General features: G+C 63.1%; 12 protein-coding genes and 1 pseudogene. 4 read left to right on the forward strand and 9 right to left on the reverse strand.

The window, feature by feature from the left end:
* Positions 1-2,105, reverse strand: a pseudogene (gene glgX / locus OW521_RS10455) (glycogen debranching protein GlgX).
* A 282-nt stretch (positions 2,106-2,387) separates the two neighbouring features.
* On the opposite strand from glgX, the gene OW521_RS10460 reads away from it, so the two are divergent.
* A complete protein-coding gene (locus tag OW521_RS10460; RefSeq protein ID WP_268025179.1) occupies positions 2,388-3,200 on the forward strand; it encodes a carbon-nitrogen hydrolase family protein in 813 nt (270 codons plus the stop codon).
* A 79-nt stretch (positions 3,201-3,279) separates the two neighbouring features.
* Here the strand turns inward: OW521_RS10460 and rlmB are convergent, their stop codons facing one another.
* The 5 genes from rlmB to OW521_RS10485 form a co-directional block, all read right to left on the reverse strand.
* Positions 3,280-4,275: a 23S rRNA (guanosine(2251)-2'-O)-methyltransferase RlmB gene (gene rlmB, locus OW521_RS10465; protein ID WP_268025181.1), complete on the reverse strand. Its 996-nt coding sequence runs from the start codon at positions 4,273-4,275 to the stop codon at positions 3,280-3,282.
* Between the two features lie 79 nt (positions 4,276-4,354).
* Entirely contained in the window at positions 4,355-5,818 is a 1,464-nt protein-coding gene (gene cysS, locus OW521_RS10470) for a cysteine--tRNA ligase (protein WP_268025183.1), read from the reverse strand.
* A 57-nt stretch (positions 5,819-5,875) separates the two neighbouring features.
* Complete coding sequence (ispF, locus tag OW521_RS10475; protein WP_268025185.1) at positions 5,876-6,412, reverse strand: 2-C-methyl-D-erythritol 2,4-cyclodiphosphate synthase; 537 nt, start codon at positions 6,410-6,412, stop codon at positions 5,876-5,878.
* Positions 6,412-7,194 (reverse strand): 2-C-methyl-D-erythritol 4-phosphate cytidylyltransferase, encoded by a 783-nt coding sequence (gene ispD, locus OW521_RS10480; protein WP_268025187.1) that lies wholly within the window; start codon positions 7,192-7,194, stop codon positions 6,412-6,414. Before ispD ends, ispF begins: the two co-directional genes overlap by 1 nt.
* A gap of 85 nt (positions 7,195-7,279) precedes the next feature.
* The gene (locus tag OW521_RS10485) at positions 7,280-7,762 is read right to left on the reverse strand and encodes a CarD family transcriptional regulator (protein ID WP_011690592.1); all 483 of its coding nucleotides are present in this window, start codon (positions 7,760-7,762) and stop codon (positions 7,280-7,282) included.
* Positions 7,763-8,057: 295 nt separating this feature from the next.
* Between OW521_RS10485 and OW521_RS10490 the strand changes: the two genes are divergently transcribed.
* On the forward strand, positions 8,058-8,603 hold the full coding sequence (locus OW521_RS10490) for a hypothetical protein (protein WP_268025819.1): 546 nt from the start codon (positions 8,058-8,060) through the stop codon (positions 8,601-8,603).
* A 148-nt stretch (positions 8,604-8,751) separates the two neighbouring features.
* Here the strand turns inward: OW521_RS10490 and OW521_RS10495 are convergent, their stop codons facing one another.
* Positions 8,752-9,432, reverse strand: coding sequence for a response regulator transcription factor (locus tag OW521_RS10495; protein ID WP_059388662.1), 681 nt, complete (start codon positions 9,430-9,432; stop codon positions 8,752-8,754).
* Complete coding sequence (locus OW521_RS10500) at positions 9,429-10,634, reverse strand: sensor histidine kinase (RefSeq protein WP_268025821.1); 1,206 nt, start codon at positions 10,632-10,634, stop codon at positions 9,429-9,431. Before OW521_RS10500 ends, OW521_RS10495 begins: the two co-directional genes overlap by 4 nt.
* A gap of 207 nt (positions 10,635-10,841) precedes the next feature.
* Here OW521_RS10500 and phoU point away from each other — a divergent pair, with 207 nt between their 5' ends.
* Positions 10,842-11,495, forward strand: a complete 654-nt coding sequence (gene phoU, locus OW521_RS10505; protein ID WP_268025190.1) for a phosphate signaling complex protein PhoU — start codon at positions 10,842-10,844, stop codon at positions 11,493-11,495.
* A gap of 75 nt (positions 11,496-11,570) precedes the next feature.
* On the opposite strand, the gene OW521_RS10510 is transcribed toward phoU, so the two are convergent.
* Positions 11,571-12,317, reverse strand: coding sequence for a phosphoglyceromutase (locus tag OW521_RS10510; protein ID WP_268025192.1), 747 nt, complete (start codon positions 12,315-12,317; stop codon positions 11,571-11,573).
* A gap of 143 nt (positions 12,318-12,460) precedes the next feature.
* Between OW521_RS10510 and OW521_RS10515 the strand changes: the two genes are divergently transcribed.
* A complete protein-coding gene (locus OW521_RS10515) occupies positions 12,461-13,273 on the forward strand; it encodes a class I SAM-dependent methyltransferase (RefSeq protein ID WP_442781254.1) in 813 nt (270 codons plus the stop codon).
* Positions 13,274-13,321: the final 48 nt, after the last annotated feature.

A 13,321-nucleotide genomic window follows, 5' to 3' on the forward strand; every position in this document is an offset into this window, starting at 1 on the left:
CTACGTGCGGTAGACGTTGATGGTGTTGCCTTGTACGACTTCCCGCTCGCCCGCGGCGACCAGCGCTCCCTGCCTGCGGTCGTTGAGCTCGGAAGTAGTCAGGCGCAGTTCGAACATACGGCTTCCCCGCCGGATTCGGCGATCAGTTTAGGCAGGACGACCTTCTTGTCATCCTTGTTCCCATTGATCACGATCAATCCGCGGTAGGAGCCGCCCTCCGAGCTCATCAGGAGCTGCACAATCCGAAGGGAGGGGTCGTGCCAACGGGCCGCCGTCATGGGCTGGCCCTTCTCGTCAAACCATTCCAGGCCCGTCCGGCTGTCCGGGAAGCCTGGATCCTGGGCCTGCATGAACTCCTTGCGGAGCCGGACCACCCGTTTGGTGCTCCGGAGCATCTCATGGGATTCGGGTGTCTGGGTCCAGTCGATCCACGTGAGCTGGTTGTCCTGGCAGTAGGCGTTGTTGTTGCCCTGCTGTGTGCGTCCGAGTTCATCGCCGGCAGTGATCATGGGTACGCCGATGGAGAGCATCAACGTGGTCATGAGGTTCCGCTTGGAAAGGGCACGCGCGGCGAGAATCGTCTCGTTTTCCGTGCGGCCTTCGAATCCGTGGTTGTAGCTGCGGTTATCGCTGTGGCCGTCACGGTTCTGTTCGCCGTTGGCCTCGTTGTGTTTGCGGTCGTAGGACACCAGGTCGGCGAGGGTGAAGCCATCATGGGCCGTGATGAAGTTCAGCGAGGCGAGCCTGGAGCGTCCCGAGGGTTCAAAGACCCGGGTGGAACCCGTCAAGGCGTCGGCAAGGACTCCCACGCTGCCCCCCGACATCCCGGCTTCGGCAGCGCCCCGGTCCGAAAGCCAGAAGCGGCGTACGCCGTCGCGGAAGTGATCGTTCCAGTCCACCCACCCTTTGGGGAACCGCCCGGTCTGCCAGCCGCCGTAGCCAACATCCCATGGTTCGGAAATGAGCTTCGATCTGGAAAGCACCGGATCCTCGGCGATCCGTGTGAGGAAAGGGTGCTGGGGATCGAACTCATTGCCCGCGTTGCGGCACAGGGTCACGGCAAGGTCGAAGCGAAAGCCGTCGATGTGGAATTCGTCCACCCAATAGCGCAACGAATCAATAGCCAGGTCCACTACCCTGGGCTCGGCGAAGTTGAGGGTGTTGCCGCAGCCGGTCGTGTCAAGGTATCGGCCGTGGGCATCGTGGCGATAGTACTGCCGCTCCCCCAGGCCCCTGAAACTGATGGTGTCGCCGTCGGGTCCGCCTTCCGCCGTGTGGTTGTAGACGACGTCGAGGATCACTTCGATCCCGGCCGCATGCAGGATTTTCACCATGCCTTTGAATTCGTCCTGGACGGCATGGGGCCCGGCCTGCTGGGCGGCTTGCGTGGCATAGTCCGCGTGGGGGGCAAAGAACGCGGCAGTGTTGTAGCCCCAGTAGTTGGTCAGGCCGAGGTTCTGCAGGTGCTGTTCGTCTACGTGGAAATGAATGGGCAGCAATTGGACGGACGTCACCCCCAACGATTGGAAATGCTCGATCATGGCCGGGTGTGCCATGCCGGCATACGTTCCGCGGAGGTTCGCGGGGATATCCGGGTGCAGGATGCTTTGGCCGCGGACATGTGCCTCGTAGACGATGGTGTCCCGCCACGGGGTGCGAAGCGGTCGGTCGTCACCCCAATCAAAAGCGGAGTCCATGCGGACTGAGCTCAGCAGCTCTCCGCGCTGGTGCACCGCCCGGCCGTAGGGATCGAGCAGCAGCTGCTCGGCGTCGTCGGCGTCAAAGTCCAGAGCGGGAACGGAGAGTGGCAGCGCGTCCCCAACCGGCGCGGCGCGGAAGCCGTACCGGGTGCCAGGCGGCAGCCCATCCAGGATGCCGTAGTGCACGCCATCGGCGAACCTGGGCAACGTGTGGACTTTCCAGGAATCGCCGGGGGCCTTGTAGGCGATTTCGACTCGAGCGAGACCGGGGGCCCAGACGGCGACATTGACCCTGTCTGCGGGGGTGTGTCCGTCGAGGCTCCCAGACCGCGGAATACTTAACCCGAGCGGCGACGGCCGCGAGGCGTCCACTGTAGATGCTGTGTCAAAAATCGGCATTACCATTAGTTGAGAGTTTAGTCTCCGACGCCAATTCTCCCCTGCCCGCGCTTCATATGACAGTGCGCGTGCCCATTAGTCGTAGCGCCACTGGCAGCCTGTGCGAAGGCAAACATGCCGCTCACCTGCTGAAACGTCGTATCTTCCGGCTTTCTGGTCATTTCGCGAACCGGGCGCCCACCCCTGATTGTGTCGAATGGGCCGAATGCGCCCGTCCAAAGGTGGATGAGTTCCTATCCTCCCCACGGTCGTTGCATACTTTGCCTATACACCAATGTGGAGGTAATTGTGCGAATCGCCCTTGCTCAAATCATCAGCGGCCGCGAGCTGGCGGACAACCTGGTCCTGTTGGAAGACTATGCCCGCCGAGCCAAGGAAGGCGGCGCTGAACTGGTGGTATTCCCGGAAGCGACCATGCGGGCGTTCGGGAATTCCCTACTCGACATCGCCGAGCCCTTGGATGGGCCATGGGCCAATCGGGTGCGGCAGATTGCCCGGGAACTTGGGATCGTGATCGTGGCCGGAATGTTCACCCCGGGAGTGTCCTCCGACGGCAGTGGCAACGGCAAAGTCCGGAACACCCTGCTTGCCACCGGCCCCGGAGTGGACACCAGCTACGATAAGATCCACCTCTTCGATGCCTTCGGTTTCGCGGAATCGGACACCGTCGATGCAGGAACCGATCCGGTGACGTTCGACGCCGGAGGCCTCACCTTCGGTCTGGCCACCTGCTACGACGTCCGTTTCCCAGCCCTCTTTACCGCCAATGCCGAGCGCGGCGCCGACGTGAATATTGTGTCCGCGTCCTGGGGCGCAGGCCCAGGCAAAGCCGAACAGTGGAAGTTGCTTGCGCGGGCCCGGGCGATCGACACCACAACCTTCGTGCTCGCATGCGGCCAGGGCGACCCCGCGAGCCAAGGCATCGAGCCCAAAGGTGCCGCACCGACCGGAGTGGGGCACTCCGTCGTCGTGTCCCCTTTGGGGGCCGTGCTGGAAGAGCTCGACGCCGAACCTGGCCTCTTGTTCGCGGAGCTGGATGCCGCCGTCGTCGAGGACGCGCGGGTCAAGCTCCCGGTCCTGGCGAACCGCCGCAACTTTTAGGGCAAACAGCGACGCTCGCCCACCGGGATGAAGTGAGCGAGCGTTGCTGTGTAAGCGGTCAAAAGTGAACGAGCGTCGGCTACTTGGTGGCGCGCTGCCTTGAGACTTCGTACAACGAGATGCCCACTGCCATGGAGGCGTTGAGCGATTCCATGGCCGAGTCGATCGGGATGGAGATGATCTGGTCGCAGTTTTCGCGGACGAGGCGGCTGAGGCCCTTGCCCTCGGAACCCACCACGATACAGACGGGATCGGTGGCCAAGGAAAGATCCGGCAGCGAGACGTCGCCGTCGCCATCAAGGCCCAGCACGAAGATGCCCATCTGCTTGAACTGCTTGAGGGCGTTGTTCAGGTTGGCAGCCCGGGCCACGGGGACGCGGACTGCCGCACCTGCGCTGGTCTTCCATGCCGAAGCGGTGACGCCGACGGAACGGCGCTCCGGGACAATGACGCCGTGGCCGCTGAAGGCGGAAACGGAGCGGATGATGGCGCCCAGGTTGCGGGGATCAGTAATGCCGTCGAGTGCAACGAAGAGGGGTGCGTTGGGGATGTAGCCCTTCTTCCACTTGGCGACCGTCTGCTCGGCGAGGTCGTAGGCGTCCTGGTATTCGTACGGCGGGATCTGCAGTACGAGGCCCTGGTGGACGGCGTCTTCCGTCATACGGTCCAGCTCGGGCTTACCGGTTTCCAGCAGCGGGATGCCACGTTCGGCAGCGAGCTTGAGGGACTCTTTGACGCGATCGTCCATCTCGATCCGGATAGCCACGTGCAGCGCCTTCGCGGGGATTCCGGCGCGCAGCGCCTCCACCACGGAGTTGCGTCCGGTGACTACTTCCTCGGTAGCGCGACCCTTCGGGCCCGAGCGGGCGCCCGGGTTGGAGCGGCTGGTGCCCCCGGCTGCACGCTTGGCTGCCGAGCGCTCAGCGAGCTGCCTGCTCTTGTAAGCCTTGTGATATTCGCGGTCCTCGGCTTTAGGGGTTGGACCCCTGCCTTCCAAGGCCTTTCGACCGTGGCCACCGGTTCCAGTGGTGGGGCCCTTCTTCTTTTTGACAGCCCGGCGACCGTTGTTGGCCATGAAATCCACCCTTGATTGTGTTGAGTACGTCTGCAATCAAGTCTACTGAATCAACTTAAATCGGGACGACGGCCCCTCTTCAGTCCTTTTTGAGGCTCCAGCTGGCGCCATCGGCGCCATCCTCGACGGCGATTCCGGCGGCCGCGAGAGTGTCGCGGATCGCGTCGGAAGCGGCCCAGTCCTTGTTGGCGCGCGCCTCGGCGCGGGCCTGCAGCTGGGCTTCCACAAGGACTTCAAGGGCTTGGGCTGTCCCGGAGTTTTCCTGGACTTCGCCGCGGACATCGTTGAGACCAAGAACTGTGGTCATGGCCAGCACGGCCTGGAGCGCCTGCTGGGCTCCGGCATCGTCCCCTGACGCCAGTGCCGTGTTGCCAGCACGGACGGTCTCATGCAGAGCGCCAAGAGCCTGCGGCACGTTGAGATCATCGTCCATGGCGGCAGCAAAAGCGTCCGGCACGGGGCTCGACTCAGGGTGGGCGGCGAAGCCGCCACCGAACTTCTTGGACGCCTTAGCGACGAAACCGTAGATGCGCTCCACAGCAGCCGCAGCTTCCTGGAGGGAGGTGGGCCGATAGTCCAGGATGGAGCGGTACTGGGCCTGGCCGAGGTAGTAACGGACCACGCGCGGACTTGCGAGCTCCAACATTTCCGCAGGACTCACCGTGTTGCCTACGGACTTGGACATCTTTTCGCCCTCATAGGTGACCATGCCGTTGTGCAGCCAGAAATTGGCGAAGTCGTCACCGGCGGCCTGCGACTGTGCCATTTCGTTCTCATGGTGCGGGAAGCGGAGGTCCAAGCCGCCGCCGTGGATGTCGAACTGCTGGCCCAGGTATTTCGTGGCCATGGCAGAGCATTCAAGATGCCAACCCGGCCGGCCGGTTCCCCACGGCGAAACCCAGCCCGCCGTCGTCGGCTCCCCGTCCTTGAAGCCCTTCCACAGCGCAAAGTCGCGCGGGTCGCGCTTCCTGTTGCTGAATTGAGGCTCGACGTCCGCGGCGCCCTGCATGTCGTCAATGTTCTGGCGCGTCAGGGAGCCGTACTTGCTCCAGGATCGGACATCGAAGTAGACATCCCCGGAATCGTCCAGGGCAGGGTAAGCGTGGCCGCGGTCGATGAGCCTTTGGATGAGGGCGTGCATCTCCGGGATGTGGCCGGTGGCGCGCGGCTCGTATGTTGGGCGGGAAACGCCGAGGACGTCGTAGGCCTGCTCGAATTCCTGCTCGTAACGGTAGGCCAAGGCCCACCATTCTTCCTCGGGCTTGGCTGTGGGTTCCTCAGCCCAATCCGGCCCGAACGACTGCGAGGACTTGGCGAGGATCTTGTCGTCGATGTCGGTGACGTTGCGGATCACCGTGACGCGCAGCCCGCGGTATTCGAGCCAGCGGGTCAGCTGGTCGAACGCGATGGCGGAACGGACATGTCCCACGTGTGGCATCCCCTGCACCGTGGCACCGCAGTAGTAGACGCTGGCCTTGCCGGCTTCAAGGGGGACGAAGTCGCGGACTTCGGCGGATGCAGTGTCGTAAAAGCGCAGGGTCACCGCTCCAGATTAGCGGATGCGCGCCATCTGGCTTCGTTGCACACCATCTATCTCAGTTCAGGCGCTATCGCCTTGGGGCGCTGCCGGCACGGCGTAGACAAGGGCCGTAGCGACGGCGGAGATGCCCTCACCCCGGCCAGTGAAGCCGAGGCCGTCGCTGGTGGTCGCCGTGACGCTGACGGGAGCGCCTGCGGCGTCGCTGAGGACGCGCTGCGATTCTTCGCGCCGCGGACCGAATTTTGGCCTGTTGGCCACGAATTGCACCGCAACATTGCCAATCTCGAAACCGGCGGCGCGGACAATCCTGGCCGCCTCCCCCAGCAACTTCGCTCCGGAAGCGCCGGCGAATTCGGGACGGTCGGTGCCGAAATGCGTGCCAAGGTCACCAATGCCGCAGGCCGAGAAGAGCGCGTCAGCGGCCGCATGGGCCACGCAATCGCCGTCGGAATGCCCGGAGAGCCCGCGCTCCCCCTCCCAAAAGAGGCCTCCCAGCCACAGCGGTTGCGGGTCGCCCTCAGGCGCGTAGGCGTGTACGTCCACCCCGATGCCGGTGCGCGGCAACGGGATGGCCGGGTTCCCAGGCTGCGCCCCCATCAGCCTTCCACCCAGCGGACTCCGAGCGGACCTTCCAGCAGGCCTTCGGCAATGATGAGGTCCAGCGGCGTGGTGATTTTCAGCGACTGGCTGGCGCCCCGAACTGCGTGGACGGGGACGCCGAGGAGTTCGACCAGCATGGCGTCGTCGGTGACGGCCGCGGACTGGGCGTGGTCGAACTTTGCCGCCGCCGCGTGGGCACGCAGCAAAGTCTCATAGTCGAAACCTTGCGGAGTCTGGACGGCGCGCAGTTGCTCCCGCGGGGCCGTGCCGGTGACGATCTCCGGGGCGATTCCGGCGTCGTCACCGTCAGTTTCCACAACCATCTTGACGGTGTCCACGATCGGTATCGCCGGAATGACCGCCATGGCGCCTGCGGATAGCGCGACGGCAACGCGGTGGAAGACCCGTTCAGGAGTTAGCGCTCGCGCAGCATCGTGAACCAGCACAGCGCGCGTTCCCTCGAGCACCGCCGCTAGGGCCGCACGGACCGAATCGGCACGCGTGGATCCGCCGTCGACCACTGTGACCAGAGGCCCGTCAGTGCCGAGCTCCTGCCGGAATTCCTCGCAGAGCTCCCGCAGCTCGAGGTCCCCTGCGGGGATGGCAACACAAATCTGCCGGGCAACATCTGCCGTGGCGACGCCGCGGAGGGCATGGGTGAGGATGGGTTCGCCGCCCAGCGGCACCTTTGCCTTGGGCATGCCGTAGCCAAGCCGCTCGCCCGAGCCTGCCGCAACGACGACGACGGCGGTGGCCTCGCGCTGGGATGGTGTAGTCATGCGCTCAAGCCTACGTGGTGCTAACTCGGGCAAAAGGAAACCCCGGCGGCAGGTTGCCACCGGGGTTTAAATCTTTGAATCTTTGTTAGGAAGCCAGAACTTCGTCGAGAACGCTTGCGGCCTTCTCTTCGTCGGTCTTCTCAGCCAGTGCCAGTTCTGAAATCAGAATCTGACGGGCTTTGGCCAGCATTCGCTTCTCACCTGCGGAAAGGCCGCGATCGTGATCACGGCGCCAAAGATCGCGAACGACCTCTGCAACCTTGATGACGTCGCCGGAAGCAAGCTTCTCCAGGTTTGCCTTGTAGCGACGGGACCAGTTGGTGGGCTCTTCAGTGAACTCGGCACGGAGAACGTCGAAAACGTGCTCCAAGCCTTCCTTGCCCACTACGTCGCGAACCCCAACAAGGTCTACGTTTTCTGCTGGAACTTCAATGGTCAGATCACCCTGAGCCACCTTGAGCTTGAGATACATTTTCTCTTCGCCCTTGATAGTGCGCATCTTGATTTCTTCAATTTTTGCTGCACCGTGGTGAGGGTAAACTACTGTCTCGCCGACCTCAAAAACCATGTGGACTTTCCCCTTTCCCGCAGACCAGTTTATCACGCTTAAGGCATACGATTGGCACGGAGAGGGGTCCTGAACCCAGTAAATACGCGGAAAATGGCCTATTCAGCCCTCCAGCACCCCCTTGACGGGAAGGCATAAAAGTGCATAGGACGCCGCGCCGCGGAACACCGTACGCCTCCGGGAGGCCCGCCACAATGGTGTCCGGAATCCTTGTTTGAGCTGGTTTGCCGATAGGCTATGCCTGAAAAGTGTTCCAATGACTCTAAGAGGAGTACGTGTCGTGCGCATTACTGCGATGAACCGTGTCCAGCGCGGCAAACTGGCGATGGCGGCGGCCGCCATCGGCATCGGTCTCTTGTCCGTGACCGGCTGTGGCTACATCAACGCCCAGCAGACCAGCCACCAGTACGCAGCGTCGGACGGCGTCAAGGAAGACCTCGGTTCGCTCCAACTGCGCAACATGCTTATTGTCTCCACTGGCGCCAACAAGCCGGGACGCGTTATTGGTGCCGTCTTCAACACTTCCTCCAGCGATGCGACCTTGACCATCAACGGAGCCAGCGGCTCGCAGACCAGCATTCCGGTCAAGGCCAAGTCGCAGACCTACCTCAACGAGAGCACCGACCCCGCGATTCTGAGCACCACCGGCGGAAACCCGGGCTCCCTGGTTTCCGTGACCATCAAGACCGGCTCCGACTCCCGCACCGTGCAGTTCCCGGTCCTGGACGGCACCTTGAAGGAATATGAGAAGTACATTCCTGCCACGGCCACGCCGAGCCCCTTAGTCAGCGGTTCAGCCACGAGCAGCGCCTCACCGAGCGCGAGCAGCACCGGCCACTAGGCGGCATCGGCCTGGCCCCCGGCCCGGCGGCCAGGCCCAGTTACCCCGCGAGAACGCAAAGGAAGGGCTCTCACCATGGGAGCCCTTCCTTTTGCTGTTTGCCTTGCGCTTTTTGCCTTCGGCGGGGCCGTTCCCAGCCCTTCCGGGCTTACGGTTCGAACTTGTAGCCTAAGCCGCGCACCGTCACAAGATAGCGGGGAACCGAGGGGTCGGGCTCGATCTTGCTGCGCAAGCGCTTCACGTGGACGTCCAGGGTCTTGGTGTCCCCCACGTAGTCGGAGCCCCAGACGCGGTCGATCAGCTGTCCACGGGTGAGCACACGGCCCGAATTGCGGAGGAGCATCTCAAGGAGTTCGAACTCCTTCAGCGGAAGCGACACTTGTTCGCCGTTGACGCTCACCACATGGCGCTCAATGTCCATCCTGACCGGGCCGGCCTGCACGGTGGATGTGATGAGTTCCTCGGGCTCGCCCTGCCGGCGCAGCACGGCACGAACGCGCGCCACGAGTTCCCGGGAAGAGTACGGCTTGGTGACGTAGTCGTCCGCGCCGAGTTCCAGGCCAACCACCTTGTCGATTTCCGAGTCCTTGGCGGTCAGCATGATGACCGGGACGCTGGAACGCTGCCGCAGCTGCCTGCAAACCTCCGTGCCTGGAGTCCCCGGAAGCTGCAGGTCCAGCAGCACCAGATCGGCCCCGTTGCGGTCGAACTCCACCAACGCGTCGCTGCCGTTGTCCACTACCTGGACATCGAAACCTTCCTTGCCCAATAGGTAGGACAGAGGGTCGCTGAAGGACTCTTCGTCCTCCACGATCAGAATCCTGCTCAAGCGCCAGCTCCTTGCTCTAGGGCGCGTACTGCGCCCGTCGTCTGAATAACGTTTCGGGGCTTCGCCCCGGCGTCGTCGTTCTCCTGGCCTTCCATTTCAGGAAGGCGGATGGTGAAAGTAGAACCTTGGCCGGGCTGCGACCAGACGGTAACCTCGCCGCCGTGGTTGGACACCACATGCTTGACAATACTCAGGCCCAAGCCGGTTCCCCCGGTTTGCCGCGACCTTGCGGCATCTACGCGGTAGAAACGCTCGAAGATCCGTTCCTGGTCCTCGGGGCTAAGTCCTTCGCCTTGATCCGTGACGGAAATCGCCACCACGCCCTCTTTGGCCCGGACGCCCACCCCAACACGGGTGTTTTCCGGAGAATAGCGAATGGCGTTGTCGATGAGGTTCCGCAATGCGGTCACCAACAAGTCCTGGTCACCGAAGACCATGGTTTCCGTCCGGCCGCCGACCACGATTTTGATGTTCTTGAGTTCCGCCGGGAGTTGCGAGCGATCTACGGCTTCGGAAATCACTGTGTTGATATCCACAGCGTGTCCTTGTTGCGCCACATTGGCGCCCTGGAGCCGGGACAGCTCAATGATGTCCTGCACCAGCGCAGCGAGTCGTGTGGATTCCTTGTGCATGCGCTTCGCAAAGCGACGGACGGCTTCTTCGTCATCCGGGCTTGCCTCAAGGGCCTCAGCCAGCAAGGAGATGGCGCCCACCGGGGTCTTGAGTTCGTGCGAGACGTTCGCGACGAAGTCGTTGCGGATCTCCTCGGTGCGGGTGATTTCGGTGCGGTCGTCGGCCAGAAGGACGATATATTCCCATCCGAGCATGGCTGCGCGAACCTGCACCACGATGGTCCCCTTGCCGAGCGGACCGCGGGGCAACTCGAAGGTCTTCTCCAGGATTACGCCGTCGCGCCGGACCTTCGCGGTCATGTCCAGCAGCTGCTTGTGCACCACTGTGTGGCCCCTGACGAGGCCGTAGGCGTAAGCCGCGGGACTGGCCCGGACGACGCCGTCGATCGCGTCCACCACCACAAAGGCCCGCCCGACGACGGACAGCACCTCCGCGGCGCCCTCCGGAAGCAGTGGTTCCGTGACATCCAGGTCCACTATCTTTCGCTGCCGTTCACTGAGCCTGAATGCGAGCACGCCAAAGACGCCGCACGACAGGCCAGCAAGGCCTGCGATGACACCGATGAGCACTGGATCCACGGATCTAGCTTATGCGCTGGAAACACTGCAAAATATGGAACGGCCTCCAAACGGCCCCGATTCGGCTAACGTTCACCTAAAGATGCGCAACCGTTCATGGATCACTGCCATTCTTACTAGTTGCATCATAGTTAAGCTATGAAGATTTTCGCGCCGTCAGAGGGGTGCGGAGGAGATTTCCAAGGAGAGGACGCCACCGTGCGCAAGGTTTTTCAGGAGGAGCTCATCCAGGTCGGTGAGGACCTCATCGAGATCTCAAAGCTGGTTACCGAGGCGATCCAGAACGCGACCACCGCATTCGAAGGGGCAGACGTCGATCTCGCCCAGGACGTCATCGCAGCCGACGCCCGGATCGATTTCCTGCAAAACGGCCTTGACGAGCGCGCCATCGATATCCTGGCCCTCCAAGGCCCCGTGGCAAGCGATCTCCGGATGATCGTTGGCTCCCTGCGGATGAGTGCGTCACTGGAACGGATGGGCGACCTCGCCCGCCACGTGGCCCAACTGGCCCGCCTCCGCTACCCGGCCACGGTCATCCCCGAGCAGTTGACGGCAACGTTCAAGGACATGGCCCGCCTGGACCTTGAAATGAGCCAAAAGGTTACCCTGCTCCTGGAATCGCGTGACCTGGAAGTTGCCCGCGACATCCTCAAGCTCAACACCAACGTCGACGATCTGCACTTGAGCGTTTTCAGGGCGATCGCAGATCCTTCGTGGGCCGAGACTTCAGCCACCACGGTGGATGTGGCCCTCGCCAGCCGCTATTTCGAGCGGTTCGCAGACCACGGTGTCTCCGTTGCCCGCAAGGTGACCTACCTGGTCACCGGCGAATGGCAGCCAGAAGGCTTCTAACCAGGCTTAACAAACTGCGACGCCGGCCGGCTCACCTCGCGGGGTGGGCCGGCCGGCGTCGTTTTCTCGAAGGGCCTATTTCTTGCCTTGGGCTGCTACAGCCTTGATGGACTCGGCCGCGGCCTCGGGATCGAGGTAGGTTCCACCGGGGTTGATCGGCTGGAAGTCATCTTCCAGATCGTAAACCAACGGGATGCCCGTCGGGATGTTCAGACCGGTAATGTCTTCGTCGCTGATCCCGTCCAGGTGCTTGACGAGGGCGCGTAGGGAATTGCCGTGGGCTGTGACCAGGACCGTCTTGCCAGCCTTGAGGTCTTCCTTGATGTCTGACTCCCAGTACGGCAGGAGACGGACCAGTACGTCCTTGAGGCATTCGGTGCGCGGCAGGGCGTCGCCGAGGCCTGCGTAGCGCACGTCGTTCACCTGGGAGAACTCGCTGTCATCGGAGAGGGCGGGCGGCGGGGTGTCGTAGCTGCGGCGCCATTCCATGAACTGCTCTTCACCGAATTCGGCGAGGGTCTGGGCCTTGTCCTTGCCCTGGAGTGCGCCGTAGTGGCGCTCGTTGAGGCGCCAGTCACGCTTGACCGGGATCCAGCCGCGATCGGCTTTGTCCAAGGAGATGTTCGCGGTGTTGATGGCCCGCTTCAGCAAGGACGTGTAGAGGATGTCGGGGAGAACGTTGTGTTCGACCAGGAGCTCTCCGCCGCGGGCTGCTTCCTCGCGGCCTTGGTCGTTCAGGTCGACGTCCACCCAGCCGGTGAACAGGTTCTTGGCGTTCCAGTCGCTGTGGCCGTGGCGCAGCAGAATCAGCTTGTAAGTCATGCTTTTCATCCTAAGCGATCAGGCCCTGCCGTTACCGGGCGTTACGCCGCCACCCGTTCATCACAACGCGGGGTCACTTAGCGCCGGTGTTTTTGGATCGGATGGGCCGTAAGTGACCCCGCGTTGGAGGATAAAGTGGGACGGTGGTGCAGAAAGCAGAGCGGGTGCAAGGCAGGCGCGGCAAACCGGTCGGCAACATCACAAGAGGCACCACCAATCCCAACCGGATGCGCCGGCTGGACCGCTGGCTGGCAGGCCCGCAGGCATGGCGGCTGCGCTCCGCCGTCGACCCCTTGGTAGTGGACCTGGGCTATGGCGCTTCCCCGGCCACCGCCGTCGAGCTCTTCGAAAGGCTGCGGGCTGTCCGCCCCGACGTTCGAGTGTGCGGGATCGAGATCGAACCAGAGCGAGTCCGGATCGCCAAGCTCTTGGAACGGCCCGGGCTCAGCTTCCATGTGGGCGGTTTCGAGGTTCCCGTTCCGGGCACTCCCGTGCTGGTCCGTGCCTTCAACGTGTTGCGGCAATACGAGGAATCGGACGTGGCGGGAATCTGGGGCTTGGTGCAGTCACGCTTGGCACCGCAGGGATTGTTCATCGACGGAACGTGCGATGAAATCGGCCGCCGTGTGACGTGGGTTGCCCTGGATCCGAACGGGCCATTGAGCTTGAGCCTGTCCATGCGCTTCGGCGGTTTCGAGCTGCCCTCCGACGTCGCCGAACGCCTGCCGAAAGCGCTGATCCACCGCAACATTCCGGGCGAGCGGATTCACGCTTTCCTGGGCGCTCTGGACCAGGCGTGGTTGGAGGCGGCACCGCTTGCGTCGTTCGGCAACAGGCAGCGGTGGACGGCCATGTGCCAATCAATGCGCGACGCCGGCTGGCCCCTTCAGGACGGAACGTCGCGTTGGCGCTTGGGCGAACTCACCGTCGACTGGTCAGCGGTGGCCCCGGCGTAGCCCTGGGGCCGTGGGCCCACGCCGGCAGGGTTCCCTGAGCGAGCTTGC

This window comes from Arthrobacter sp. MMS18-M83 (genome assembly GCF_026683955.1).
Lineage (GTDB): Bacteria > Actinomycetota > Actinomycetes > Actinomycetales > Micrococcaceae > Arthrobacter.